This is a genomic window from Limosilactobacillus ingluviei str. Autruche 4 (assembly GCF_000312405.1).
Classification (GTDB): domain Bacteria; phylum Bacillota; class Bacilli; order Lactobacillales; family Lactobacillaceae; genus Limosilactobacillus; species Limosilactobacillus ingluviei.
Map to the genome: position 1 here is coordinate 291,218 of NZ_HE997174.1, position 26,012 is coordinate 317,229.

The 26,012-nt window shown below is 53.9% G+C and carries 29 protein-coding genes; 26 read left to right on the forward strand and 3 right to left on the reverse strand.

Going from position 1 to position 26,012, the window contains the following annotated elements:
• Positions 1-8: 8 nt before the first annotated feature.
• From murA to BN54_RS07140, 3 genes are all read left to right on the forward strand, one after another.
• On the forward strand, positions 9-1,274 hold the full coding sequence (gene murA / locus BN54_RS07130) for a UDP-N-acetylglucosamine 1-carboxyvinyltransferase (protein ID WP_019206490.1): 1,266 nt from the start codon (positions 9-11) through the stop codon (positions 1,272-1,274).
• 154 nt (positions 1,275-1,428) lie between these two features.
• The gene (locus BN54_RS07135) at positions 1,429-1,674 is read left to right on the forward strand and encodes a type B 50S ribosomal protein L31 (protein WP_019206491.1); all 246 of its coding nucleotides are present in this window, start codon (positions 1,429-1,431) and stop codon (positions 1,672-1,674) included.
• 112 nt (positions 1,675-1,786) lie between these two features.
• The gene (locus BN54_RS07140; protein ID WP_019206492.1) at positions 1,787-2,734 is read left to right on the forward strand and encodes an alpha/beta hydrolase family protein; all 948 of its coding nucleotides are present in this window, start codon (positions 1,787-1,789) and stop codon (positions 2,732-2,734) included.
• A 49-nt stretch (positions 2,735-2,783) separates the two neighbouring features.
• Here BN54_RS07140 and BN54_RS07145 read toward each other — a convergent pair whose 3' ends face one another.
• Positions 2,784-4,004: an MFS transporter gene (locus BN54_RS07145; protein WP_437176731.1), complete on the reverse strand. Its 1,221-nt coding sequence runs from the start codon at positions 4,002-4,004 to the stop codon at positions 2,784-2,786.
• Positions 4,005-4,108: 104 nt separating this feature from the next.
• Here BN54_RS07145 and BN54_RS07150 point away from each other — a divergent pair, with 104 nt between their 5' ends.
• The 16 genes from BN54_RS07150 (at position 4,109) to BN54_RS07225 (ending at position 17,345) form a co-directional block, all read left to right on the forward strand.
• Positions 4,109-4,804, forward strand: coding sequence for a class A sortase (locus tag BN54_RS07150; RefSeq protein WP_019206494.1), 696 nt, complete (start codon positions 4,109-4,111; stop codon positions 4,802-4,804).
• A gap of 55 nt (positions 4,805-4,859) precedes the next feature.
• Entirely contained in the window at positions 4,860-5,711 is an 852-nt protein-coding gene (locus tag BN54_RS07155) for a DUF72 domain-containing protein (RefSeq protein WP_019206495.1), read from the forward strand.
• 69 nt (positions 5,712-5,780) lie between these two features.
• A complete protein-coding gene (gene metG / locus BN54_RS07160) occupies positions 5,781-7,805 on the forward strand; it encodes a methionine--tRNA ligase (RefSeq protein ID WP_268869344.1) in 2,025 nt (674 codons plus the stop codon).
• Positions 7,805-8,599 carry a TatD family hydrolase gene (locus BN54_RS07165; protein ID WP_019206497.1) on the forward strand — a complete coding sequence of 265 codons (795 nt, stop codon included), beginning with the start codon at positions 7,805-7,807 and terminating at the stop codon, positions 8,597-8,599. The genes metG and BN54_RS07165 overlap by 1 nt, the downstream gene beginning before the upstream one ends.
• Positions 8,586-9,155 carry a ribonuclease M5 gene (gene rnmV / locus BN54_RS07170; RefSeq protein WP_019206498.1) on the forward strand — a complete coding sequence of 190 codons (570 nt, stop codon included), beginning with the start codon at positions 8,586-8,588 and terminating at the stop codon, positions 9,153-9,155. Before BN54_RS07165 ends, rnmV begins: the two co-directional genes overlap by 14 nt.
• A complete protein-coding gene (gene rsmA, locus BN54_RS07175) occupies positions 9,148-10,041 on the forward strand; it encodes a 16S rRNA (adenine(1518)-N(6)/adenine(1519)-N(6))-dimethyltransferase RsmA (protein ID WP_019206499.1) in 894 nt (297 codons plus the stop codon). The genes rnmV and rsmA overlap by 8 nt, the downstream gene beginning before the upstream one ends.
• 109 nt (positions 10,042-10,150) lie before the next feature.
• Positions 10,151-11,002 (forward strand): 4-(cytidine 5'-diphospho)-2-C-methyl-D-erythritol kinase, encoded by an 852-nt coding sequence (gene ispE / locus BN54_RS07180; RefSeq protein ID WP_019206500.1) that lies wholly within the window; start codon positions 10,151-10,153, stop codon positions 11,000-11,002.
• Between the two features lie 11 nt (positions 11,003-11,013).
• Positions 11,014-11,457: a GNAT family N-acetyltransferase gene (locus BN54_RS07185; protein WP_019206501.1), complete on the forward strand. Its 444-nt coding sequence runs from the start codon at positions 11,014-11,016 to the stop codon at positions 11,455-11,457.
• A 40-nt stretch (positions 11,458-11,497) separates the two neighbouring features.
• On the forward strand, positions 11,498-12,490 hold the full coding sequence (locus tag BN54_RS07190; protein ID WP_019206502.1) for an NAD(P)-dependent oxidoreductase: 993 nt from the start codon (positions 11,498-11,500) through the stop codon (positions 12,488-12,490).
• 134 nt (positions 12,491-12,624) lie between these two features.
• Positions 12,625-13,470, forward strand: a complete 846-nt coding sequence (locus tag BN54_RS07195; protein WP_019206503.1) for an aldo/keto reductase — start codon at positions 12,625-12,627, stop codon at positions 13,468-13,470.
• A 9-nt stretch (positions 13,471-13,479) separates the two neighbouring features.
• Positions 13,480-13,842 carry a MerR family transcriptional regulator gene (locus BN54_RS07200; RefSeq protein ID WP_019206504.1) on the forward strand — a complete coding sequence of 121 codons (363 nt, stop codon included), beginning with the start codon at positions 13,480-13,482 and terminating at the stop codon, positions 13,840-13,842.
• On the forward strand, positions 13,832-14,242 hold the full coding sequence (locus BN54_RS07205) for a MerR family transcriptional regulator (protein WP_019206505.1): 411 nt from the start codon (positions 13,832-13,834) through the stop codon (positions 14,240-14,242). Before BN54_RS07200 ends, BN54_RS07205 begins: the two co-directional genes overlap by 11 nt.
• 113 nt (positions 14,243-14,355) lie before the next feature.
• Positions 14,356-15,390 (forward strand): zinc-binding dehydrogenase, encoded by a 1,035-nt coding sequence (locus BN54_RS07210; protein WP_019206506.1) that lies wholly within the window; start codon positions 14,356-14,358, stop codon positions 15,388-15,390.
• 47 nt (positions 15,391-15,437) lie between these two features.
• Complete coding sequence (locus BN54_RS07215; protein ID WP_019206507.1) at positions 15,438-15,929, forward strand: flavodoxin; 492 nt, start codon at positions 15,438-15,440, stop codon at positions 15,927-15,929.
• 2 nt (positions 15,930-15,931) lie between these two features.
• Complete coding sequence (locus BN54_RS07220; RefSeq protein ID WP_019206508.1) at positions 15,932-16,660, forward strand: alpha/beta fold hydrolase; 729 nt, start codon at positions 15,932-15,934, stop codon at positions 16,658-16,660.
• Positions 16,661-16,682: 22 nt separating this feature from the next.
• Positions 16,683-17,345 (forward strand): NAD(P)H-binding protein, encoded by a 663-nt coding sequence (locus BN54_RS07225; protein ID WP_019206509.1) that lies wholly within the window; start codon positions 16,683-16,685, stop codon positions 17,343-17,345.
• 53 nt (positions 17,346-17,398) lie between these two features.
• Here the strand turns inward: BN54_RS07225 and BN54_RS07230 are convergent, their stop codons facing one another.
• Entirely contained in the window at positions 17,399-18,070 is a 672-nt protein-coding gene (locus BN54_RS07230) for a DUF4811 domain-containing protein (RefSeq protein WP_019206510.1), read from the reverse strand.
• Positions 18,067-19,569 (reverse strand): MFS transporter, encoded by a 1,503-nt coding sequence (locus tag BN54_RS07235; protein ID WP_019206511.1) that lies wholly within the window; start codon positions 19,567-19,569, stop codon positions 18,067-18,069. Before BN54_RS07235 ends, BN54_RS07230 begins: the two co-directional genes overlap by 4 nt.
• 132 nt (positions 19,570-19,701) lie before the next feature.
• Here BN54_RS07235 and BN54_RS09870 point away from each other — a divergent pair, with 132 nt between their 5' ends.
• From BN54_RS09870 to glmU, 7 genes are all read left to right on the forward strand, one after another.
• Positions 19,702-20,220 carry a TetR/AcrR family transcriptional regulator gene (locus BN54_RS09870; protein ID WP_019206512.1) on the forward strand — a complete coding sequence of 173 codons (519 nt, stop codon included), beginning with the start codon at positions 19,702-19,704 and terminating at the stop codon, positions 20,218-20,220.
• 14 nt (positions 20,221-20,234) lie between these two features.
• Positions 20,235-20,783 (forward strand): hypothetical protein, encoded by a 549-nt coding sequence (locus BN54_RS07245; protein WP_155818322.1) that lies wholly within the window; start codon positions 20,235-20,237, stop codon positions 20,781-20,783.
• Positions 20,784-21,069: 286 nt separating this feature from the next.
• A complete protein-coding gene (locus BN54_RS07250; protein ID WP_019206514.1) occupies positions 21,070-21,981 on the forward strand; it encodes a metal ABC transporter solute-binding protein, Zn/Mn family in 912 nt (303 codons plus the stop codon).
• A 1-nt stretch (position 21,982) separates the two neighbouring features.
• Entirely contained in the window at positions 21,983-22,654 is a 672-nt protein-coding gene (locus BN54_RS07255; protein WP_040470048.1) for a metal ABC transporter ATP-binding protein, read from the forward strand.
• Positions 22,654-23,448 carry a metal ABC transporter permease gene (locus BN54_RS07260; protein WP_019206516.1) on the forward strand — a complete coding sequence of 265 codons (795 nt, stop codon included), beginning with the start codon at positions 22,654-22,656 and terminating at the stop codon, positions 23,446-23,448. Before BN54_RS07255 ends, BN54_RS07260 begins: the two co-directional genes overlap by 1 nt.
• 283 nt (positions 23,449-23,731) lie before the next feature.
• A complete protein-coding gene (gene purR, locus BN54_RS07265) occupies positions 23,732-24,568 on the forward strand; it encodes a pur operon repressor (RefSeq protein ID WP_019206517.1) in 837 nt (278 codons plus the stop codon).
• Position 24,569: 1 nt separating this feature from the next.
• On the forward strand, positions 24,570-25,937 hold the full coding sequence (gene glmU / locus BN54_RS07270; RefSeq protein ID WP_019206518.1) for a bifunctional UDP-N-acetylglucosamine diphosphorylase/glucosamine-1-phosphate N-acetyltransferase GlmU: 1,368 nt from the start codon (positions 24,570-24,572) through the stop codon (positions 25,935-25,937).
• Positions 25,938-26,012: the final 75 nt, after the last annotated feature.

A 26,012-nucleotide genomic window follows, 5' to 3' on the forward strand; every position in this document is an offset into this window, starting at 1 on the left:
AGACCAACATGAAAAAAATGATCATTCAAGGAGGAAACCGTCTGTCGGGTGAAGTAACCATCGGTGGTGCCAAGAACAGTACCGTGGCCTTGATTCCGGCGGCCATCTTAGCCGACACTCCTGTGCAGTTTGATACCGTGCCGGACATCCTGGATGTTCACAACCTAATGATTATTTTGGAGTCAATGAACGTTAAGTCTGCCTTTTCCCACGGGGTGCTTGATGTTGACCCAACCCAAATCATGGAAGCCGAACTGCCCAGCAAGGCGATTAAGAGCTTGCGCGCGTCCTACTACTTTATGGGGGCGTTGTTGGGCCGGTTCCACCGGGCGACGTTGACCTTCCCCGGGGGCGATAACATTGGGCCCCGGCCGATTGACCAACACTTAAAGGCTTTTGAAGCCTTGGGGGCCACGGTGCACGAAGATGGCAGTACGGTGCATTTAGATGCTCCCAACGGCTTACATGGGAACCGGATCTTTATGGATATGGTTTCCGTGGGGGCGACGATTAATGCGATCCTGGCGGCCGTACGGGCTGACGGGGTAACGGTGATTGAAAACGCGGCCCGGGAACCAGAAATTGTCGATCTGGCGACCTTCTTAAACAACATGGGGGCTAAGATTCGGGGCGTCGGGACTGACGTGATCCGGATCACCGGGGTCAAGACCTTGCAATCGATGAACACCCATACGATCATCGCCGACCGGATTGAGACGGGGACGTACCTGTCTTTGGCCGCGGCCTTAGGGGACGGGGTGATGTTAAACAACGTGATCCCCGAACACTTGGAAGCCTTTACCAGCAAGTTGATGGAAATGGGCGTCGATCTGCAAATTGACAGTGATAAAATCTACGTTCCGCCGGTGACCGACCTTAAGCCAATCCACGTTAAGACGATGCCGTACCCGGGCTTTGCGACGGACTTGCAACAACCGTTGACGCCATTGATGGCCTTGGCAGCGGGGCAAAGCGTGGTGGTCGACACGATCTACCCGAAGCGGTTAAAGCACATTCCAGAATTGCAAAAGATGGGGATGCAAATTGAAGGCGGCGATGGGCGGATCTTGATCAACCATACCGATCAGGCGACCTTACGCGGGGCGGACGTCGAAGCCGGCGAAATCCGCGCGGGGGCTTCCCTAGTCATCACGGGGTTGATGGCGCAAGGCCAAACCGTTATCCACAAGGCCGATAATATTTTGCGCGGTTATGACCGGATCATCTGGAAGCTGAACCGGCTGAACGCCGATGTCAAGATTGAAGACGAATAAATTTTACCTCGGCTGGCCCGGGAACTGACGGCCTTTTTGGCGGTTGGCCCGGGTTCGTTGGTTGCTAATTGGAGCAAACTGTGTTATTCTGTCTAGGTTATTGAAAATAATCTATGTTTCAGGCAATGATTCATGGCAAAGGAGCGTATAAATTATGAAGCAAGGAATTCACCCAGATTACCACTACGTAGTATTTGAAGACTCTTCGACGGGCTTTAAGTTCCTGTCCGGGTCTACGGCTACGTCTAAGGAAACGGTTAAGTGGGAAGACGGCAACGAATACCCACTGATCCGGGTTGAAGTTACTTCCGACTCCCACCCATTCTACACGGGGAAGCAAAAGTTTACCCAAGCCGATGGGGCAGTCGACAAGTTCAACAAGAAGTACGGTCTCAAGTAATCAGAACGGGCTTCATTTTCAAAAGGACCGGCGTTTTTGCGCCGGTCCTTTTTTGCCATCCTGGGGTATACTAGAGTTAAACACCACGCAGCGTGGAAGGGGTGAGAAACGAATGCAGACCCAGTTAACGGATCAAGAACGGGTGGCCCTAGCCAAGTTGGAATACCAATTATTGGTTCCAGGGCAACCAATTAAGGTCGGGCGGTATCCGTTAGGACAGGTCCTGGCCCATATTTATGAGCCCGATGGCTTTCAGCTCTTTGTAATTGGCTCCGCAACGCAGCCGCGTGAGTTGGTCTTGTTATTTAAGGGCTCGTCAGGCTTGCGCAAAGGCAACCCGACGACTTGGAATGACGAATGGCTGGCCACCAACCTCCCCTTGCTGCAAGCACTTTTGCGCCACCAACGGCACATTCCGTCCCAACTGCAAACCGCGGCCCGGGTCTTGAATGGATTGGTGGCTCAGTATCCGCGGGCTAAATTTTTTATCTATGGTCACTCGCTCGGGGCGATCAATGCGCAGTTTGCCCTGGCCAATTGTCAACACCTAGGGCGGATTAAACACGCTTGGCTCTATGAGGGGGCCAATCTCTATCCGCTTTTGACCACCCGGGAGTGGCGACGGGTTCGGAAGTACCGGGCCCGGATTGACAACTATATTGATATTTTTGATCCGGTTACCCTGGGCTATACCAGCCCCACGGCTTTAGTGGGTCGGTTGCGCTATGTGGCCAGTGAACGGTGTTTGCTGCCGATCAGTCAGCACATGTGGGCCGGCTACCGCTTCAATGCCGCTGGGCAGCTCCAATTACGCGCCTTAGATGCCGATTTTTGGCGGACCACGCAGCGTGAGCAAGAATTGATCAATACGATTGCTACTTTACAGCAGTGGGAGCCAACCTGGCGTCCGGCGGCGCAGTGGGCCGCGGCGTTACGGGCGAGCCTGCCAGCGGAACTGAGCTTGGCCCAGCTGATTGAAGCGTGGGGAGCCACAGGTTGGCAGTCGCCGCTGCATTGGTGCCAGCTTCCCGAATGGTGGCGGGAAAGGAAAGAAACTTAAAATCGCCAGTCCCCGCGGTTAGGGCTGGCGATTTTTAAGTGGTGGAAAATCAGGCCTGGCTTTTTTGTAAGGGGAAGAAAACGTTGGCTAAAAAGAGGCCGAGGTTGACAGCGACCAGTCCAGCGGTGGCCAAGAAGACGGCCCCATAGTCAAACCACCCGGCCACGGCACCCCCGATCAGCGGGCCCAAAATATTGCCGATGTACATGGTGCTTTGGTTCCAGCTGAAGATGCGCCCGGTTAGTTCGGAGGGAGTTTGTTTGGCCAGAAGGGTCTGCACTTGCGGGAAGAGGGTGGCGTCCGCGATCCCAATCAGAAAACGCAAACCGCCTAATTGCCACGGGTTGCGCACGAAGGCTGAAGGGACAAAGCACAGGATGCTTAAAAGAAAGCCGGCAATCAGAATTTTTTGGGTCCCGATCCGATCGCCGAGGCGGCCTAAGCGCGGCGCCGCCAGCATGGTGGCAATCCCCGGCAAAGCAGCGATGATTCCACTGACGAAGGTCACCCCGGGACCGTTATGCATCAGCTCTTTAACAAATAAGGATACGATCGGGTTGATGGAATTGTTGGCGGCCTGAATAATCATGGTGGTTAATAACAAACCCAGCACGACTTGCGGGGAGCGTAAACTTTTGATGACCCCACTGGCGTGATCAAACTTAGCAGCGGTAACGGGGGTAAAGCCCTCTTCTTTTACGAGGAAGAAGCACGCCCAAAAGACGAGAAATAAGATCCCCCCGGTCACGAGGAAGGTGGCCCGGTAGGAAAAAATTTCCGCCAAACTGCCGCCTAGCAGGGGGCCGAGCAGGTTCCCGCCCGTGACGCCGGCCGCCATGGTACCGAGGGCCCGGCCCGCCTTGGCTTTCGGGGTTTCGGTCGCAATCAAAGCGTTGGAATTGCTGACAAAGCCAGCGAAGATGCCCTGGGCCATCCGTAACAGGATCAGTTCCCAGACGGTTTGGACCAGCCCCATTGCGGCAATCACAACCGCCATCCCTAGCGCGGCCCGCAGCAACATCGGTTTCCGCCCGATTCGGTCAGCCAGTTTACCCCATAGTGGCGAGGTGAGTGCCGACACGACATACATGCTGGCGAAGACCACCCCGGAATAAAAGGTTAGCTGCCGGGTGGTGAAGTCACCGAGCGTAGCGACGTACAGGGATAAAAAGGGCATAATTTCGGAAAACCCCATCCCGGCAAAAAAGACGCTGACCGAGAGCACCCGGAGGTTTCTGACCCATACAGGGGTCTGATTAGCAGCCAAAATAGCCGACCTTCTTTCATAAATGGTGTACAATAAACGAAGCTTATTTTACAACCACTGGTCAACGAGCTGTCAAGCCAGAATTGTCAGTGGGGATGGAGGAGAATATGCAAGCCAAACGATGGTTAAAACGGGTTGGCTGGTTGTTGTTGGTACTGGTCAGCCTCGCTTTAATTTTTAACCAACAGATTAAATACTATCTGGTCGGCAGTTACCGACCAACGATTACTAAGACCTTGGTACAAAAAAATCAGCAAAAGCAAGTCAATCAAAAGGATTTTGATTTTTCCCAAACCAAGGATCTGAACTTCCAAGCGGTCGCCAAGGCGCGCGCCAACAAGCAGGCGGTCAACATCATTGGGGAAATTTCGATCCCGGCCATTAAGATGACGATCCCGATTGCGACCGGGGTGTCCAATACCACCTTGGCCTTGGCAGCCGGGACCATGCGTCCGGACCAACAAATGGGGCAGGGCAACTACGCCTTGGCCGGTCACAACATGGCGCACGGTTCGAAGATTCTGTTTTCTCCGCTGTATTACCACGCGAAGGTGGGGCAAAAGGTTTATCTAACGGACATGAAACATGTTTACACCTACCGAATTTATGAGCGCAAGTTTATCCTGGCCACGCGGGTGGACGTAGTCAATGATACGCCCGAAAAAATTCTGACCTTGATTACTTGTGATGCGACCGGGGCCAATCGGCTGATGGTTCGGGCGAAGTATGAAGGCAAAGTCGCCTTTGATCAAGCGCCCAAGCACGTTCAACAAGCCCTCAGCAGCAAATACACGAATAAATAGGTAGCAGGTCGGCTCAAGGCAGTCGGCCTGTTTTAATGCAGAAAGGAAGTTTGCAATGGAAATTACGATTGGCCTGACCACCTGGAAGGAGCACCAAGCCCTGATTAAAGAAGCGCACCCGCTCACCTTGCGAGAATACGCCCAGCACTTGCCGGTCGTGGAAGTGGATACCTTCTTTTACGCCCTGCCACGGCTGAGCACGGTCCAAGCCTGGCTGGGGGAAGTTACGCCAGCCTTTCAATTTATCGTTAAGGCCCACCAAGCGATGACCAAACACCCCCAGGCCCAGTTGCCAGCCGGTCAAACCCTGGCCGAACTGTTTGGGCAGTTTCGCCAAGTCATCAGTCCGCTGGTGGCGGCTGGGCAGCTCAAAGCGATTCTCTTTCAATTTCCGCCGACCTTTACGGCGCTTCCGGCCAACATTGAATACTTGATGCAAATTCGCCGTTGGTTGCCCAAGTTGCCCTTAGCCGTGGAATTTCGCCACCAATCCTGGTTTAAGGCGGGGGTGCGGCAATCATTGATTAACTACTGCCAGGAATTGGGGCTGATTTTGGTGGCCGCTGATGAACCCCACCAGCTGCCGGCCAGTGTGCCCTTTGTCTTAGCAACGACTAACCCGCGTTTGGCCCTGCTTCGCTTGCACGGGCGCAACTCGGCTGGCTGGCAGCATACCGGGGCCGACTGGCGCGCCAAGCGCACCCTGTACTCGTATTCGGCCCAGGAGTTGGCCGAATTAGGGGCGGCGATCACAAGCTTGCAGCCCGCCCCGGCGGAGGTCTGCGTGATCTTTAACAACAATTCCGGTGGGGATGCGGCTCCCAACGCCCTGGCCCTGCGCGATTACTTGGGGTTGCACTTTACCGGCTTGGTTCCGCCTGACCCCGAACAGCTGGATTTGTTTTAGGGTGAGCGCTACAATCAGCCCCGAAACTTTGCTATACTAGAACTAATTAACTACTTCTGGAAAAGAGGAATTGCAATGGCAGCAGCAAAACCAACTTACTACATTACGACGCCGATTTACTACCCATCCGGGAAGTTACATATCGGGAACTCCTACACGACCGTGGCTTGTGATGCCGCTGCGCGCTTTAAGCGCCTGCGGGGCTATGACGTCTTTTTCTTGACGGGGACGGATGAACACGGGCTCAAGATTGAACAAAAGGCCGAAAAATTGGGTCAAACCCCGCAAGCTTACGTGGACGGAATGGCCAAGGGGATCAAGGAATTATGGCAACAATTGAAGATTACCAACGACAAGTTCATCCGGACGACCGATGATTACCACGAAAAAGCGGTCCAAAAGATTTTCCAACAACTCTTGGACCAAGGTGACATCTACAAGGGTAAGTACAGCGGTTGGTATTCCGTTGATGATGAAGAATACTTCACCGAAAGCCAACTGGCCGAAGTATACCGTGACGACCAAGGCAACGTGATCGGTGGGAAAGCGCCATCGGGCCACGAAGTTCAACTGGTGGAAGAAGAATCCTACTTCTTTAAGATGAGCAAGTATGCTGATTGGTTGATGGACTACTACCAAGCCCACCCGGACTTCATCCAACCCCAATCGCGGATGAACGAAATGCTTAACAACTTCTTAAAGCCGGGGCTAGAAGATTTGGCGGTCACCCGGACGTCATTTAGTTGGGGGGTTAAGGTGCCAAGCGATCCCAAGCACGTCGTTTACGTTTGGATCGATGCTTTATCCAACTATATTACAGCCTTAGGCTACGGCTCTGATGACGACGCCAACTTCAAGAAGTACTGGCCGGCGGATGTCCACATGGTCGGCAAGGAAATCGTGCGCTTCCACACGATCTACTGGCCAATCATGCTCCATGCGTTGGGGCTGCCACTGCCCAAGCACGTCATCGGCCATGGGTGGCTGACGATGCGGGAAGGCAAAATGTCCAAGTCCAAGGGGAATGTCGTTTACCCGGAAACGTTGGTGAACCGCTACGGTTTGGATGCGACTCGCTACTATCTGCTAAAGGCGATGCCGTTTGGTAACGACGGGGTCTTCAGTCCCGAAGACTTTGTCGATAAGGTCAACTACGACCTGGCCAACGACTTGGGGAACCTCTTAAACCGGACGGTAGCGATGGTTAACAAGTACCAAGCCGGCCACTTGGTTGGCCAGCCAACGGCGACGACGGCCTTTGATGCCGACTTGGAAGCAACCGCGGCGCAAGTCTTTACCAACTACGTACAGCTGATGGACGAAACTCGCTTTGCTGATGCCTTAAGCGAAATTTGGAAATTGATCGCCCGGGCCAACAAGTACATTGATGAAACCGAACCGTGGGTCTTGGCTAAGGACGACAGTCAAGCCACGGTCCTGTCAGATGTGATGACCCACTTGGCCAAGGCCTTGCGCTTTGCGGCGGCAATGCTGCAACCATTCATGCCAGATGTGCCGGCTGAAATCTGGCGTCAATTAGGCCTGGCTAGTGACCCGGTTTCCCTGGTGGACCTGAAGTTTGATGACTTCCCGGCGGAAGCGCAGGTCGTTGCCAAGGGGACGCCAATCTTCCCGCGGCGGGATCGCAAGGAAGAAATTGAATTCATTCAGAGTCAAATGAGTGCTAACCAAAAGCAGAAGGGACGCAAAGCGATGGCAGAAAAGCAACAAGCCCAAGCACCGGTTGCCGAAACCACTGGCAAGAAGGCAATCCGGTTTGATGTCTTTGAAAAAGTGGAATTAAAGGTGGCCGAAATCAAGGCGGCTGAACCGGTCGAAGGTTCCGATAAACTCCTGAAGTTCCAATTGGATGATGGCTCGGCCACGGGGCGGCAGATCCTTTCTGGGATTGCCAAGTGGTATCCAGAACCAGCCGCTTTGGTTGGCAAGAAGGTTGTAATCGTGGCTAACCTGAAACCAAAGAAGATGCTGGGCCACGAAAGCAACGGGATGATCCTATCAGCTGAACACGACGGCCAAGTCACGCTGGTGACGGTTCCAGAAAGTCTGGTTAACGGGTCGGGCGTTGAATAATGGAGCCGCAACGCTTAACCATTTACGATTCTCATACCCACCTCAATGACGATGTCTTTTACGATGATGTGGCGGCCTACCTAGCGCGGGCCGCCCATTTTGGGGTCGTTAAGATGAACATGGTGGGTTCCAACGCCAAACTCAACGCCCGGGCCTTGCAACTGGCGCATGACCACGCAGCGTTGTCAGCAGTAGTCGGCTGGCATCCGGAGGACTTGGCGGCGTATGATCAAGCGGCCGAACAGACTCTCTTGAATCAATTGGCTGACCCCCAAGTCGTTGCGATGGGCGAAATTGGCTTGGATTACTACTGGGATGCGGTGCCTCGTGACGTCCAGCAACGCATCTTTGCCCGGCAATTAGCGATGGCCCGGGAGTTGCACTTACCGGTGGTGATTCACTGTCGGGAAGCCGTTGAAGATACTTACCGGATTTTAAAGGCCGCTCACGTGGAAGAATTTGGTGGGGTTATGCACAGTTTTGCGGAAGGTCCCGAGTGGGCGCAACGCTTTTTGGATTTAGGAATGGACCTTTCCTTTAGCGGAGTGGTGACCTTTAAGCAGGCCACGGCGGTTCAGGCAGCAGCCAAGGTGACCCCCTTGGCGCACTTGCTGGTGGAAACTGACGCCCCGTATTTAACCCCGATGCCCTACCGGGGCAAACAAAATGAGCCAGCTTTTACCTACTTTACGGTGCTGGGGCTGGCGGAATTGCTAGGAAAGGAGCCTGAAGAACTAGCGACCGCGACGTATGACAACGCGGTGCGCTTGTTTACCCGCCATGCAAAAGATTAAAGAAGTGATTGTCGTCGAAGGCAAGGACGACACGAAACGGATTCAAATGGCCGTTGCCGCTGATACCTTTGAAACCAACGGTTCGGCCTTGGACGAAGCGGGCCTGGCCCAACTCAAACAGCTGCAAAAAACGCGGGGCTTGATCGTTTTTACCGACCCCGACTTTAATGGCGAACGGTTGCGTAAAATGATCAGCCAGGCGATTCCGGGCGTCAAGCATGCCTTTATTCGGCGCGACCAAGGGGTGCCAAGTCAAGCCCACGGCAGCCTGGGCGTTGAGCATGCCAGTCCGGCCGCGATTCAAGCGGCCTTGGCCCAAGTGTATACGGAAGTCCCGAGTGCGCCCGCTGAATTTAGCGTGGCCGACCTGCAATTAAACGACCTGATGGGGGGCAAGACGGCCCGCCGGCGGCGCGAACGGCTGGGTCAATTGTTAGGGATTGGCTACGGCAACGCCAAGCAATTTTTGGTCCGCTTAAACCTCTTTCAGATCAAGCGGGACCACTTTGTGGCGGCACTCAAGCAAATCAACCAGGAAGGACAACGCGATGAGTAAAGAAGCAATCGGAAACTTAAGCCGGACCAAGGCGATTATGCAAAAATATCACCTCCACGCCAAGAAGGGCTTTGGTCAAAATTTCTTGACCAACCCGGCAGTTTTAAACGGGATTGTCGATGCGGCGGCGATTAGTGCCGCCGATAACGTGATTGAAATTGGGCCCGGGCTGGGGGCATTGACGGAAAAATTGGCCCAGCGGGCCGGCCAGGTCTTAGCCTTGGAGTTGGACACGGACTTATTGCCGGTCCTGGCTGACGTCTTGAGTGATTACGCCAACGTTACCGTGCTGAACCAGGATGTCTTAAAGGCGAACCTGCCCCAATTGATTGCCGAGCACTTTACCGATCCTACCAAGCCCGTCAAAGTGGTGGCGAACTTGCCATATTACATTACCAGCCCGATTCTGATGCACTTGTTGGGGACCCCGGTTGAATGGGCCAACATCACCGTGATGATGCAAAAAGAGGTCGCCGAACGCTTAGCGGCGCAGCCTGGTACCAAGGACTATGGTGCCTTGACGTTGGCGATCGAATACAAGATGGACGCCAAGCTGGCCTTTACCGTTTCGCGCCGTTCCTTTGTCCCGGCGCCAAACGTAGATTCAGCCATCGTAACCTTAACCCAGCGGGCCCAGCCGTTGGCGGTGTTGCCAAGCAGCGAAAAGCAACTCTTTGCGTTGATCAAGACCTGCTTTGCCCACCGGCGCAAGAGTTTGTGGAATAACCTCAAACCGTACTTTAAAAAAGATGCTGCCAAAACCGCGGCGGTGCAACAAGTCTTGGCCGACCTAGCGTTGGATCCGCAAATTCGGCCGGAACGGTTGAGCTTGGACCAATTTATTCAACTGGCCAATGCCTTACAAGCCGCCGGGATTTTTGATTAATTTTTAAGAGCTTTCCGTTCGCGGGAGGCTCTTTTTGTTTGCCGGTTGAAAGCCTTCCCTAAAGCTCTGTATAATGTTAGCAAACAACTGATTAAAAGGGGGACTTGCCATGTTGGTGACGGAAAAAGCACCGGCGAAAATCAACCTGTCTTTGGATACCCCGATGCGCTACCTCGATGGTCTCCCAAAGTGGAATATGGTGATGACCTCGATTGATTTAGCTGACTACCTTACGATCGAGATTCATGACCACCCGCAGACGATCAAGGTTTACACGGACAGTGGTTTTCTGCCCAATGACCAGCGAAATTTAGCCTACCAAGCGGCCCATATGTTAAAGACCCGCTTTCACCAGCCGGCGGGGGTGACGATTAAGATCAAAAAGAATATCCCGGTTGCGGCGGGCTTGGGAGGCGGTTCATCGGATGCCGCGGCCGTGTTGCGGGGCTTAAACGCGGGCTGGGAGCTGGGGCTGTCCTTAGAAGAGTTGGCGAAGTTGTCCTTGAGCATTGATTCTGATGTCCCGTACTGTGTCTACAGTCACACCGCGCACGTGACCGGCCATGGGGAACAGGTCGAATTATTGCCACCCGTCCCGCACGATTGGGTGGTGGTTGCCAAGCCCAAGGTCAGTGTTTCAACGCCGACCATCCTGCGCCAGATTAATTATGAAACCTTGGCGCACCTGGATAATGCGGGCTTATTGCAGGCAATGCAGACGGGGGATTGGCCCGGGGCCCTGCAAAAAATGGGCAACGTCTTGGAGCCGGTAACCGAGCAGCAGTACCCAGAAATTGGGCGCTTGAAGGCCAAAATGTTGAAATTAGGCGCTGATGTGGCGCAAATGAGTGGCACCGGGCCAACGGTCTTTGCAATTTGCCGCAGTGAATCCCGGGCCAAGCGGGTTTATAACGGGTTGCGCGGTTTTTGCCACGAAGTTTACCAGGTCGTCATGTTATAGGGGGGACGCCGATGGAATGGCAGGATAAAGAGTTTACCGCCCTGACGGTGGATGAATTACAACGGATTTACTGGCTGCGAGCGCAGGTCTTTAATGCCGAGCAGCAAAGCAGCTATCCCGAACCAGATGAACAAGATCGGCACTGCCACCACTTGTTTGCTCGCGAGGGTGAGCAGGTCGTGGCCTACGCCCGCTATTTTGCGACGGCGGACGGGGTTAGTTTTGGTCGGGTGGTGGTTGCCAAAGCCTACCGGGGCACGGGGCTGGGCAAGGCGTTATTGCAACACCTGTTAGCCGGAATCAAGCGCCATTTTCCGGGGCAAACCATCACGATCCACGCTCAAACCCCAGTCGTGGGTTATTATCAGCAGGCGGGCTTTGAAGTCGTAGGCCCGCCGTTTATGGAGGCCCAACGGGAACACGTGACGATGGTCCATCCGGGGCTGGAAGGATAAGCTGGGAGCAATCCCGGCTTTTTTGAAAGGTGGCAGTAGTATGAAAGTCCTCATCGCAGATTACAAAGAATCGATGATGCCTAAGCACGATTTAGAACGCCAGGTGCTGACGGCGGGGTTGGCAAACTGTGAAATCGAAGTTTACGAATACACGGCCGAACGCCGGGCTGAGTTTTTGGCCAAACTAGCCCAGGTCGATGCCCTCCTGACGGCCTTTATTCCCCTTGATCGCGCTGCTTTGGCCCAAGCCGACCAGCTTAAGGTGATTGCGATCAACGCGACGGGCTACGATAACGTCGATTTGGCGGCGGCCGAGGAATTCGGGATTGGGGTGTGCCCGGTTGGTGAGTATTGTACCCAAGACGTGGCTGAGTTTACGATTACCGCCATGCTAGCTCTGGTGCGGCAGCTCAAGGCCTACGTCAATGACGTCGACCAAAATCACGCCTGGCGCTATGATTTGATGACGCCCAATCCGCGCTTGAGCAACCAAACGCTCGGAATTGTCGGGTTGGGCAAGATCGGCCGGGCCGTCGCCATGCGAGCGCACGCGTTGGGGATGCGCGTTTTGGCCACCGATCCCTTCATCACCGATGCCGACTTTGCCAAGGTCAGTGGGATCGTGGAACTGGTGTCGCCAGCGACCTTATTCCGCGAAGCTGATGTGGTGACGAACCACATGAACTTAAACGAAACTAATCACGACTACTTTGACGCGGCCGCCTTTGCCCAGATGCAAAAGCACCCCTACTTCATCAATATGGGGCGGGGAGCGGCAGTGGTCGAAGCCGCACTGATTGCGGCATTAGACCAAGGTCAACTGAAGGGGGCCGCCCTGGATGTCTTAACGACGGAAAATCCAGATTTGGCCCACCACCCCTTAGTTGGGCGGCCCAACGTCTTGATTACCCCCCACGTGGCCTTTTACAGCACCGATTCACTGGTCGATTTGCAAAAGCTGTCGTGTCAAAATATTGTCTCCTACCTGAACGGGGAACTTGATAAGGTCTTCAAACTGGTGACGAAACATTGAATTTAAAGGGTTCTACAATATTTGGTACTGATAGGAGTAAAATCCTGTTAGTACCATTTTTAAATTTTTTGCTTGCCTTCAAGTGCACTCCAAGCTTTATCCTAAGGTTACGAATTTGATTGGAGGAAGTAAAAATGGAATTTTTTGAACTTAACAACGGGGTCAAGATGCCCAAACTCGGCCTCGGCACCTTTTTGATGACCCCGGCCCAAGCCCAAGCGGCGACGACGACGGCCCTGCAAAGTGGCTACCAATTGATTGATACGGCCAACGCCTACCTGAACGAACGCGGGGTCGGGGGCGGGATTCAAGCGGCCGGGGTGGCCCGGGAGCAAGTCTTTTTAAGCTCGAAGCTGTGGCCGACGGTCTACACGGATCCCCAAGCGGTGGATGCGACCTTGGAACGCCTGGGGGTCGACACCATTGATCTGATGTTTTTGCACCAACCGGCTGGCGACTTCATGGCCGGCTACCGGCAGTTGGAAGCCGCGTACCGGGCCGGCAAGATTCGGGCGATCGGGATTTCCAACTTCCACGATGAAAAATTAACCCGCTTACTGGCCGAAGCTGAGATCAAGCCCCAGGTGTTACAAACGGAGGCCCACCCCTACTTTACCCAGGGACCGGTCCGCGCGCAGCTCAAGTCCGTTGGCACCCGGTTGATGGCCTGGTATCCGTTGGGGCACGGTGATCAGGGGCTGATTAATGAGCCAATTTTTACGGAATTGGCAGCCAAGTACCACAAGACCAACGTCCAGATTATTTTGCGTTGGCACATTCAAATGGGCTTTATTGTGATTCCTGGTTCGACCAACCCGGATCACATCAAGAGCAACGCGGCAATCTTTGACTTTGAATTAACGTCTGCGGAAATGGCGGCGATTGCCAAGCTGGATCAAAACCGCCGCTACTACCAACCAAGTGATGCCAAGGAAGAAAGCTATGCCCACATGGCACTTGATTTTGCGGGACAAGAATAGGAAACGCTTATGGAGATTCTTACGGCAGCCAAGCAGTTGCAGGTGACGCCCGATCAATTGCGGAAATGGGAACGGGAGGGCTTGATGCCCCCGGTGGCCCGGCGAGCGGATGGGTTACGAAATTATTCGGCCCAGGACCTGGCCTGGGTTCAGCACGTGAAGCGGCTGGGAAGTTCTGAAGCCGGGGCGGCCTTTTTGCGCGAATACGTGCACTTGGTCCAGTTAGGACCGCAGGCGACCCCGGCCCGACAAAGCTTTGTGGCGGAAACCAAGCAGCAGTGGCAAGCGCATTGTCAAACCCTTCTGCGGGAATTTGATACAATGGAAGCAATGGTGGTCAAACAGCAAGGGGGAAAGTCAGATGAACATTAAAGCGGCGAGCGAACGCTTGGCGGTGCCCAAGGAGACCTTGCGCTACTGGGAGAGTTGCGGCCTGTTGCCGCCGATTCCCCGCAACGCTAGTGGATACCGGGAGTATGGTGAGGCCGAGATTAAGTGGGGCTTGTTTATCAAGGCGATGCGCAAAGCTGGGATGTCGGTGGAGCGGTTAGTGAATTTTGTGACAATCTACCGGGAACACCAAGACAGCCGGGCCGCCCAAAAGAGCCTCTTGCAAGAGCAATACGACGCGCTGTTGCAACAACGCACGGAATTGGACCGGACTTTAAACTACCTGGCGTACAAATTAGACCACTTTGAAGATCACGTCCTGCCCTTCTTGGAAGAGGAGGATTACTACCACCTGCGCAAACAATCTGACCGGCGGGATTAAATGATGAGAGACTGGCGAAGGGAAACTTCGCTGGTCTTTTTTTATTTTGCGCTTGCCTTGAAGTCGACTTGAAGGTTTACAGTAGGCTTAACTAAATGATTGGAGGAAGCAAAATGAAAGCAGCGATTTTTCAAGGACCGGGTCAAATGGTGGTCAAAGAAGTGACCATGCCGACAATTCAAAAGCCCACCGATGCCTTGATCAAGGTAGTACGGGCCAGTGTTTGTGGTTCTGATTTATGGTGGTACCGCGGGATTGCCAAGCGGGAAATTGGTTCCATGACCGGCCACGAAGCGATCGGGATTGTGACCGAAGTCGGGGCTGACATCCACCAGGTGGCCCCGGGCGACTTCGTGATTGCCCCCTTCACCCACGGGTGTGGCAAGTGCGCCGCTTGTTTGGCCGGCTTTGATGGTAATTGTTTAAATCAAGAACCCGGTGGCAACGCCGGCTACCAAGCCGAATACCTGCGGTTTACCAACGCCGACTGGGCCCTGGTGAAAATCCCGGGTCAGCCCAGTGATTATTCTGAGGACCAATTAGCCTCACTGACGACCCTGGCTGACGTGGCGGCGACGGGCTATCACGCTGCCGTAAGTGCCGAAGTCAAGCCTGGCGATACTGCCGTGGTAATTGGCGACGGGGCCGTGGGCTTGTGCGGAGTGATCGGCGCCAAATTACGGGGGGCAAAGCGGATCATTGCCTTAAGCCACCACGCGGACCGGGCCACCTTGGCCCGCCAGTTTGGCGCCACCGATATTGTGGAAGCTCGTGGCGACCAAGCCGTAGCCGAGGTGATGGAATTGACCGGCAGTGGGGCCGATGCTGTTTTGGAATGCGTCGGGGCCACCAGCGCAATTGAACAAGCCGGCAAGTTGGCCCGGCCGGGTGCCGTAATTGGCCGGGTGGGGGTCCCGCAAACGGAACCAACCGCGAACGCCTTCTTCTGGCAAAACATTGGCTTGCGCGGGGGGATTGCATCGGTAACGACTTACGATCGCCAGGTCCTGCTGCAAGCGATTCTGGATGAAAAGATCAACCCGGGGCAAGTCTTTACCCATTCCTTTACTCTCGATGAGATCCAAGCGGCGTACACAGCAATGGATCAGCGCCAGGCGATCAAGTCGTTGGTCGTGGTTAGCGACTAAGCTGTCAGGCAACTTTAAAAGGACTGGTGATCACTTTGATAATTGAAATGAATCGGCCAGGGTCAACTTTAATCGTGTACTTCTCCCTGACCCAAACCACCAAGCGGGCGGCCCAAACCCTGCAAAAAGTCACCGGAGCCCGCCAAGTGGTGGCACTGCAACCGCAAACGCCTTACCCCCAGGGTTACGATAATTACGTCCGGCGGGCGGACGATGAACGGTTAAATCATTACTTACCCGCCTTACGCCACAATCTGCCAGACTTGGCTGCGTATCAAACCATCTGGGTGGGCTTTCCAACCTGGTGGCACCAACCACCGATGCTGATTCACACCTTCTTTCAAGACTATGACTTGCGCGGTAAGGTGATCATTCCCTTTACGACCAGCATGAGTGATCCGATCAGTAAATCGATGTCTACAATGGCAGACTTGGCACACCAAGCGGGGGCCCGCTTGGCGGAAGGCTTGAGGGTGACCAACCAGGCGAGCGTGGCGAAGTTTGTGGCGGCACACCGCTTAGCGCCTCAGGGGGCTTAGCTATGAAACAACGCTTAGTGATAACCATTTTGCTGGGCGCATTGGCCGGGTTGCTGGTGAGTTTTTGGCCGGTGCAGGCGGCCCAGTCTTCGACGACCACCTACTTTATGCACGGCTACGGCAGCAGTGCCCGGGCAGAACACCAGATGACGACGTACTTAACCGCCCACGGGGCTAGCAACACGATCGTGCGGGTAAATGTGGATCGCAAAGGGCACGCCGTTTTGGTGGGCCACGTGGCCAAAAATGCGCACCATCCGCTGGTGGAAGTCAATTTTGCTGACAGTCGCAATACCGATTTTCACCAGGATGGTCGGTGGCTTAAAGCCGCGATTGAAGTAGGGCAGCGGGCGACTAAGACCAAACAGATCAATTTAATCGGCCACTCGATGGGCAATCTAACCACCTTGGCCTACTTAAATGACTACCGCCAGCAAGCGGATTTGCCCCCGGTCCGCCACCTGGTGATGTTAGCCGGGGGCCTGTTTCCGGGAATGAAGGCGGAGCTGACGTCGGAACTGACCAAGAATCTTCCGGCCCACTTGACGGTACTCAATGTCTACAGTACGGCCGACCAGCGGGTCCCTAACGCGGCCTCCCGGCGGTTACGGCCGCTGTTTAAGTCGCGGGCGGCCAGCTATCGGGAAGTGAAATTAACCGGCCTGTCGCACAGCCAGCTGCACGAAAGCCGGCGGGTCGACCGGCTGTTGTTGCATTTTTTGTTTGATTAATCGAAATGAGGGAGTTTAGAAGATGAAAATGGTAATTTTTGCGGCCAACGGGCAAATTGCCCGGCTGGTTGAAGACCGCATTTTAAACGAGGCCCAATTTGAAAACGTCGAGTTAACCCTGGTCTTGCGCAATGCCAAGCGGCTGCAAGATTTAGCGCCCCACCCGCGGGTGACGGTCGTCGAAGGGGATTTGAATGATCCAGCGGTAGTTGAACAGGGCGTGGCGGGCCAAGATTTGGTCTTTAATGCGGTGGTTGATCACGACGTGGCCAACCGTCCCACCAAAAACCTGATTGCGGCGATGAAAGCTCAGGGCGTGGACCGCTTGATCTTAACCAATATTCTGGGGATCTACGATGAAGTGCCGGGGGAATTCGGCCGCTGGAACCGGGAATACTGCTTTGGTGGCGAAGTAAAGCCTGACAACCCGATGGTCCAGTCGGATCAATTGGCGGCGGCTTCGGGGTTGACTTACACGACCTTACGCTTGCCGTGGTTAAATGATCGCGATGAGGTCAAGTACACCATAACCCACCGCCACGAAGCCTTTGTTGGGGTTTCGGGGTCCCGGCAAAGTATTGCCGACGTCGTCTTAAAGATCGTGGCTGACCCAAGTTTTGGCCAAAACGACAGCCTGGGGATTGCCGATCCGGCAACCGCCGGGGCGCGTCGGCCGGTTTACTAACCCCGACGAATTCCTCCCGAAAAAGGACTGGTGCGTATCACCAGTCCTTTTGCTTATCGGGGGGTTAGTTGTTGTTTGATTAGGCTTACGGTTAGTTTTGCCTGTTCTTCAGCCGGTAGCCTTGCCATTTGACTGGCCGGTTCGGAAGCGGCTTGGGTCATTAACGTTGGCAATTGTTGCATTTGCTTGGTTGACAGGGTCACCCAGGTATCTTGCGGCAGGTGGACGATGTTGACTTCTTTGACCAGCTCACCGGCTTGACCGACATTAAGCCACCGTTCGGCCTGTTTACTGCGCCACTGCCAACGGGTGGTTTTGGTGGTCAGGGTAGCATTTTTCTTTGCCGTGGTGGTAATTTTAACCTGGCGTTTGAAACTTTCGGTCAGGTGCTTTTGGTTAGGGACAAAATGGGCCTTCGCCTTTCCCGTGGGAGTATCTTGGTACACCAAGACTTGGTGGACCGGATCAGCTTTCCCCACCGGATCAGCGACCAAAATCCCGGCCGGTGATTGCTGACCGGCTGCTGAATAAATTTGCTTGGTCGAAACGGTCGTCACCTGGCGCATCCCCAGGTGGTCAGTAAAAGTTAACGTTAACTGGACGGTTAAGCAGACAACCAAAATGGTTAAGAGGCCGCCAACTGTGATTTTAAGCCACCGGGTTGGCAAAGCGACCCAAGCCCCAATCATGGCTAACAAGAGGCCGATAATAATGTAGATGATCATACTTTTTTCCCTTCTTTCGGTTGTGATTTAAAGGCCAAGGCGATACCAACGCCTACTAAGGCGAAAACTAATCCTAAAGCAAAGGTAACCTGAAAGCCTTTTAACGAAGCCAAAATGGTCAAGTCCGCGTATTTAAGCGGGGCGAGTGCTTGGAGGGCCGCATGGGGCTGGTGATTGGTAATCACGTGTTGGGTAACGGAAGTTAATAAAGCCACCCCTACGGCAGAAGCAAGCTGTTGGACGGTACTGTTGACGGCGGTCCCGTCGGTTTCTTGGGCCGGTTTGAGAGCGTCCATGGCAGCGGTGGTCAGTGGCATCATTGCTAAAGCGATTCCGACCATCCGTAGGGCGTACATGATGGTAATGATGGTGTCCGGCGTGGTGGTGGTAATTTTAGCAAAAGGGAGCGTCCCGATTGCAATCGTCAAAAAGGCCGGCAGGGTGGTCCATTTCACCCCGTATTTGGTGTACATTAATCCCGCTAACGGAGAGATCAGCCCGAGCAAGAGTGCGCCGGGTAAGAGGACCAAGCCCGATTTCAAGACACTGAGGCCCTGGACGTTTTGCAAGTAAGTGGGCAAAATCATCTCGACCCCCATCATGGCCATCATAACCATAATCGTGCCCAAGGTCGCCAAGGTGAAGCGCTTAGCTTGAAAGACCCGCAGATCCAAGAAGGGGTGGTCAAGTTGGAGTTGCCGGTGGGCAAAGCCGATGATCAACCCGCTTCCGAGCAAGATTGGTAACGTAACTTGAGCAAAGTCAGCCCACCCGTGGCCAGCCAGGTTGGTAAAGCCAAGTAAAAAACTACCGAAGCCAAAACTAGACAGGAGCAAGGACGGCCAATCGAGGTGGTTGCCTTGCGCTTGGGGCAAGACATCGCGCATCCAAAATAGGGATAAGCAAAAGATAACGCCTAAGACGGCCAACGGTAAATAGAAGATGGTTTGCCACGCTGCTTTCAGCGTTACCCCCAGAAAAACGTGGTCAGCGTCGAGCAACCAACCAGTTAAGGTAGGCCCGATAGCAGGCGACATGCCGACTACGAGGCCCATCAGCCCCATGACGACGGCGCGTTCCTTGGTTGAATACAATTTTAAAATCGTGATTTGCAACAGTGGCATCAAGATCCCCACTGCAGCGGCGGTCACGACCCGGCCAACAACAAACATTGGCCACATGGCGTGGCGTTCGGGGGTCAAGGCCGTCAGTAACAAACCTCCAATTAAAACAGCGTAAGTAGTCAGCGTTAAGCGGCGGGTGGGAATGGTTTTGATCAAGTAAGCTGACACTGGTACCATGATGGCCAGGGCCAATAAGAACCAGGTCGTCGCTTGCTGGGCAGTGCTGAGATTGATGGCAAATTTCGCCATTAAGGTCGGCAGGGCCGTCCCTAAGGTCGATTCCATTAGGGCGCCAGCAAAAGTTGCGATCAGCATTAGGGTAAATAAGCGGCCGCGGTGGTAAGGGCGGCCATGAAGGTCAACGTTTCGTTTCATACAAAGTACTCCTTTCGGGATTTGCTAAACCTAGCTTAAAGAACAGTCCCCCAATCCCCCAGCACAAAACGCGCCATTTTGTCCGAAATGTGACATAATGATTAAAATTGATTGATTTTGGAGGGAAGCGCTATGTATACAAAGAAACAGGCCCAAACGCGTCAGCAGTTGCACAACGCTTTGTTAACTTTGTTGGAGACGACCCGGTTTGACAAAATTACTACTCACCAACTTGCGATCGCCGCGGGTGTGACTCGGTCAACTTTTTATCGCTACTATGACGATAAATATCAATTACTCGAAGCAATCGAAGAAGCAACGATCACAGCCTTGGTAACGATGCCGGCGGGGCCTCCTAATGCAGTTCTGCTGGATCAAATCCTCGCGGGGTACCAAGCTCAATTCCAAGCGTTGCACGCTTTGCTGGGGCCCAATGGCGATCCGGCGTTTGCGACTCGTCTGGAACGCCGTGTGCACGCGTTATTTTATCCTGAGACGACTGTGCCGGTTGAAACAGCCATGATGCAAGTGGCGACTACGGCAATGTGGTTACGGGTTTTGCAGTATTGGGTCTTTCATTCAGCAACGACACCCGTCAGCGCTGTGAAGGCGGTGACCATGAAACTAATGTTACTGATGAAGCAAGGATAAAAGGAGGAAAGACGATGATGTATTGGTTCTTAGGGGCTGGTGTTTGCTGGGGGATTGCCCTGGTCTTGGTGGCTTTGAGCGTGGGAAAAAGTTTGCGTTGGGCAAAGACAGGCTGGTTGATTGGTTTGAGCTTTTTGCTGGGGGCGGGCCTGTTGGGGGCCGGGTGGTGGCAGAGTCGCCCGACTGCGCCGGCAGCAAGCCGGCAATTTACGACGTCTAAGTCGGCCCAACGAGGCAGTTACCAGTTGGTTAAACACGATCAAGTCGCCGGTGCGGATGATTTAACCTTCCGGACCGATGCGCAAGGGGCCTATCAGTTGCAGCTGAAAGGGCTGCGCAAAGCAACGGTCCAAATCAAAGATGATGATGACGAAAGTGCGGTTCGTTTTAAGACTCAGCGCTTAACCGTTCAGCCGGGCAAGGTCACGCGATTGACGATCAAACTGCCGGCTGACGAAGCGACCCACGAGTTTGAACTGGTGGATCAGTTGGGTCACGACACCGATTTTCAATTAGTCCGCCCGACCCAGCATGACGCAACGGCAACGTGGGAAAGTAAATAACTTGGGGCCTCGGCAGGAAATGGACTTGCCGGGGCCACTTTTTCACAAAAAAGTAACAATTAACCGGCCCCTGTGGCTGGGGGCAGGCAGAAACGGTGGACTGGCGGCTTTTTCTTGCCAAAGCAGGTATCGATGGCTTTAAATGTAAACGTTTCCTCAGGGTGGCCGGGTCAGCCAGGCCAACGGGAAAGATTTGCATTTTTCCAGGCGGCCGTGTATGATGCTTTCGTTCTAATGATAATCATTACGATTTAATAATAAATAAGGGTGAGGGAAGGAACGCAACGTGAAGAAAAAATACTGGGGGCTGGCCGGTTTGGTGGGCTACCTCTTAATTTTATTAGTCTTAATGGTGACCGATTGGCGGCCGCATTTACCGGTGACCACGCAAAAACCGATTCGGGTGGTGACCAGCCTGAACTTTTATGGCGAAGCGGCCACGGCCGTCGCCGGAAAATACGGGCAAGTGACGGCCTTTATCAACAGTGCCGCCACTGATCCCCACGAATTTCAACCTACTACGGCCCAAGCTAAAGAGCTTAGCCAGGCCAACGTGGTGATTGAAAATGGGTTGGGCTATGATCACTGGCTCAGTGATATGACCAAGGCAACGACCACCGAGCAGACGGTCATCAACGTCGGCCAACAAGTGGCCGGCAAGCAAATGGGGGCCAACGAACACGTCTGGTACGACCCGACCACGATGAAAAAATTGACCAAGCACCTGGCCAAAGTATACGGCCAATTGGATCCGGCTCACCGCCGCTATTACCAAACGCAAGCCCGGGCGTATCTGAAAAAATTGGCTCAGCTCGATCAAACGATTGCCACGGTGAAAGCCCAGGTCAAACCGGGCCAGCAAGTCGCGGTCAGTGAGCCGGTCTTTGACTATGCCTTAACGGATTTGGGCTATCAGATTGTCGATCGCCATTTTGAAAAGGCGATTGAGGATGGCAATGATCCGTCGCCGGCCGATATTCAACAGCTGCAAACGCAAATTGACCGGCACGAATTGGCCCTGTTTGTCAATAACAGCCAGGCCAGCGATACCACGGTGAAGAATCTGGTCAAGCGGGCCAAGCAAGCTGGCGTTCCGGTCTTAAACGTGACGGAGACCAAACCGGACCACCAAACTTACATTGCGTGGATGCAAAGTCAATACCAAGCTTTACGCCAAATTCAAAAGGGAGGGGATTAAGATCGCTTTACTGACTGTTAATGATTTAACCTTAGCTTACGGAGAACACGAGATTATTCGGGACCTCTCCTTTCAGATTCAACCAGGCGAATTTCTGGTGGTCGTGGGGGAAAATGGGGTCGGGAAGACCACCCTGGTGCGGGCGCTGTTTCATCAGTTAAAGCCCCGCCACGGCCAGATTGAATTTGCCGCCGGGACACGCCTGGGCTACGTGCCCCAGTTTCGGAACCTGGCGCGTGATTACCCGCTGTCGGTCCGTGATTTTGTCGCCTTGAATCTGCCCTTGAAGCTGACCCCGTGGCTGAGCAAAAAGGAACGCCAGCAGGTCACCAGCATCTTGCGGCAGACCAATTTGTTGCCCTTGGCCGATCGGCCGTTGGGCGTCGCTTCCGGGGGGGAAAAGCAGCGCGCCTACTTGGCCCAAGCCCTGTTAGCCCACCCGCAGCTTTTGATTTTGGATGAATCAACGGCCAGTTTGGACAACGAAGTGAAGTATGAGTTGCTGGATTTGGTAACCAAGTTTCAAATGGCAGGCTTGACGGTGATGTTTATCACCCACGACTGGGAGTTGGCCAAGCACTACGGCAGCCGCTTTTTGCACCTGACCAAGACCGGTTATACGACGGGCCCGATTGCCGAGTTGCCAGCTTCACCAAAGGGGGGTGCTGAATAGTGTTTGCTTTAAGTTTTATGCGCTACGCCTTTTTTGCCAGTACCTTTATTGCGGTCGTAGCCGGGACAGTGGGCGTCTTTGTCGTCGCCCGCAACCTGTCTTTTTTGACCCATACCCTGTCGGAAATTGGTTTTGCTGGGGCAGCCTTTGCCGTCTTCATGGGTTGGTCGCCCCTGGCTGGAATGTTGCTGTACACGATGGCCAGTTCGGTGATGGTTGGTCAGATGAGTACCGAAGAATCGCGGCGCGAAGCGGTGATCAGTGCGACGTCGGCCCTTTTTATCGGGTTGGGGATTCTCTTTTTATCGTTGAGCAGTCAAACCGCCAGTTCTGCGACCAGCATTTTGTTTGGGAGTGTCGTCGGGATCAGTCAAGCCGAGGTTTACCAGTTAATTGGCTTGTCGGTGGTCGTGTTGGTCGGGATCTTTTTGCTGTACCGGCGCTTGAAGTTCTCCTCGTTTGATCGGACCGGCGCCCAGGTTAATGGGGTCGGTGAGCGCGTGGTTGCCGTGATCTTTTTGTTGCTGGTGGCCCTAAGCGTCAGTGTGGCCGCCCAAATCGTGGGCTCCTTGTTGATCTTTATTCTGCTGACCCTGCCGGCAGCCAGCGCTAAGTATTTTACGACCGGGACGGCCAAGATGATCGGCTTGGCGATTCTCTTTGCCTTAACGGGGACCTGGACCGGATTGTACCTGGGTTATTTGACTAATTGGCCGGTCAGCTTCTTTATCGCGGTGATTGAAGTCGGAATTTACCTGGCCGCCATAGCCAATCGGCATCGCCAGGTGGATTAACCTTAAGGGCTTCCTGGTAAATTGGGAAGCACTGATAGTTTAGTGGACGCCACGCGGATGAAATTACGCGGGGCGTTTTCTATTTCCGAACGTTCCTTAATTACGGCCCCTTTTTGAAAAAAGTCCGGCAAACACCGAACGATTATGGTATGATTTGAAGGTAATCGTGTCATTTTAAAGGGATTTACCTAAAAAATAGTTCGCAAAGCACGGGCTTGGTGCCGGGGAACCCTTCGTTAAGTTGGCGCCCCCCCGGCCAGGCCAAAGGAAAAGAGGGAAAAATATGAAAATTCGTCGGAGCAATCGGTTAGTTGACATCACCCGGTACTTGTTGGAACACCCCCACAAGCTGGTCTCGTTAAAGCACTTTAGCGAAAATTACGGGGCGGCCAAGTCGTCGATCAGCGAAGACTTGAGCATTGTCAAAAAGACGATGGCTGAATTTGGGATTGGCAAGGTTGATACGGTCCCCGGGGCCAGCGGGGGGGCCTTTTTTGCGCCCCAGTATTCTAAGGCCAACGCCGAACGGGTCATTGCGGACTTAGTTGAATTGATTGCCGACCCATCCCGCTTGTTGCCAGGGGGCTATGTCTACTTGTCCGATTTATTGGGCCGGCCGGAAATTTTGCGCGAAGTCGGTCAGCTGATTGCCACTCAATACATCGATACGGACGTCGACGTGATTATGACCGTCGAAACCAAGGGGATTCCGCTGGCCCAAAGCGTGGCAATGTATTTGAACAAGCCGTTTGTGATCGTGCGCAACAGTTCTCACATCACCGAAGGGTCAACGGTTAGCGTCAATTACGTCTCGGGTTCATCCAAGCGGATCAAAAAGATGGAATTGTCCCGGCGGACCCTCAAGCAAGGGGCGAATGTGGTAATTATTGATGACTTTTTAAAGGGTGGTGGTACCATGAAGGGGATGCAATCACTCATTAAGGAATTTGACGCCCACCTGGTTGGGATGAACGTCTTTGCGGAAGGGCAGTTTGACGGTGAGCGACTGGTGTCGGGCGTGACGTCACTGCTGAAGGTCACGGCTGGCCCTGATGACTCCCTGACGGCCCAAGCCGGCAATTTCTTAACACAAGTCTTTACTGAAGAAGGGAACGAATAACATGACGCAACGCAACGCAATTATCCTCGCCGCGGGTAAGGGGACCCGGATGAAGTCCAAGCTCTACAAGGTCTTGCACCAGGTCTGTGGCAAGCCGATGGTCGCTCACGTCTTAGACCAGCTGGAAGGCGCCCAAATCGACAACATCATTACCGTGGTGGGCTACGGGGCCGAAACGGTCGAAGCAGCGATCGGGACGCGGGCGAAGTTTGTTTTGCAAAAGCAACAGCTGGGGACCGGCCACGCGGTGATGCAAGCGGCCGACTTACTGGCGAATTTGGATGGGCAAACTCTGGTGGTCAGTGGGGATACGCCGTTGTTTACGGCCGACACCTTCCGCAAGCTGTTTGAATACCACACCCAACGCAAGGCGGCCGTGACGATTTTGACTTCCCAAGCCCCGGACCCGACCGGCTACGGCCGAATTGTCCGGAATGAAGTCGGGATTGTTGAGCGGATCGTGGAACAAAAGGACGCCACGGAAGAAGAAAAGGCGATTAAAGAAATCAACACCGGGGTCTACTGCTTTGACAACCGGAAGCTTTTTGCGGCCTTAAAGTTGCTCAAAAACGACAACGCCCAGGGCGAATACTACCTGACCGATGTGATTGAAATTCTCAAGGGCCAAGGCGAAGTTGTGACGGCTTACCGGATGAAGGACTTTGATGAATCAATGGGGGTGAACGACCGAATCGCTTTGGCCCGGGCCAATCAACTGATGCAAGCCCGCATCAATGCCAACCTGATGAAACAAGGGGTGACAATGCTGGATCCGGCCACGACCTACATTGATGCGGGGGTCAAGATCGGTAACGATACGGTCTTGGAAGGCAACGTCGTGATCAAGGGCCACACCGTGATCGGCAGCGACTGCTACATCAGTGCCGGGTCGCGGATCATTGATTCGACCCTGCATGACAACGTCACGGTGACGGCTTCGACTTTGCAAGAAGCCGAAATGCACGATGGGTCTGACATTGGTCCCAACAGCCACCTGCGCCCGCAAGCCGAAATTGGCAAGGATGTCCACATTGGCAACTTCTGTGAAATCAAGAAGGCCTACATCGGGGAAGGCACCAAGATTGGCCACTTATCCTACGTCGGGGACGCGACGTTAGGCAAGGACATCAACGTCGGCTGCGGGGTCGTCTTTGTGAACTACGATGGGGCCAAAAAGCACCATACCAATGTTGGCGACCACGCCTTTATTGGGTCCAACTCGAATTTGGTGGCGCCAGTCAACATTGCGGCTGACTCCTTTGTTGCCGCCGGTTCCACGATTACTGACGATACGAACCAGTACGATATGGCAATCGCGCGGGCCCGGCAGACCAATAAGGCCGATTACGCCAAGAAACTCCCGTGGTAATTCTTGCATTTTTGTCCACTTGTTAATATTATTAATAGTGGATAGCTAGGGAGTATTTTTGCTTTGGAGGGCCTA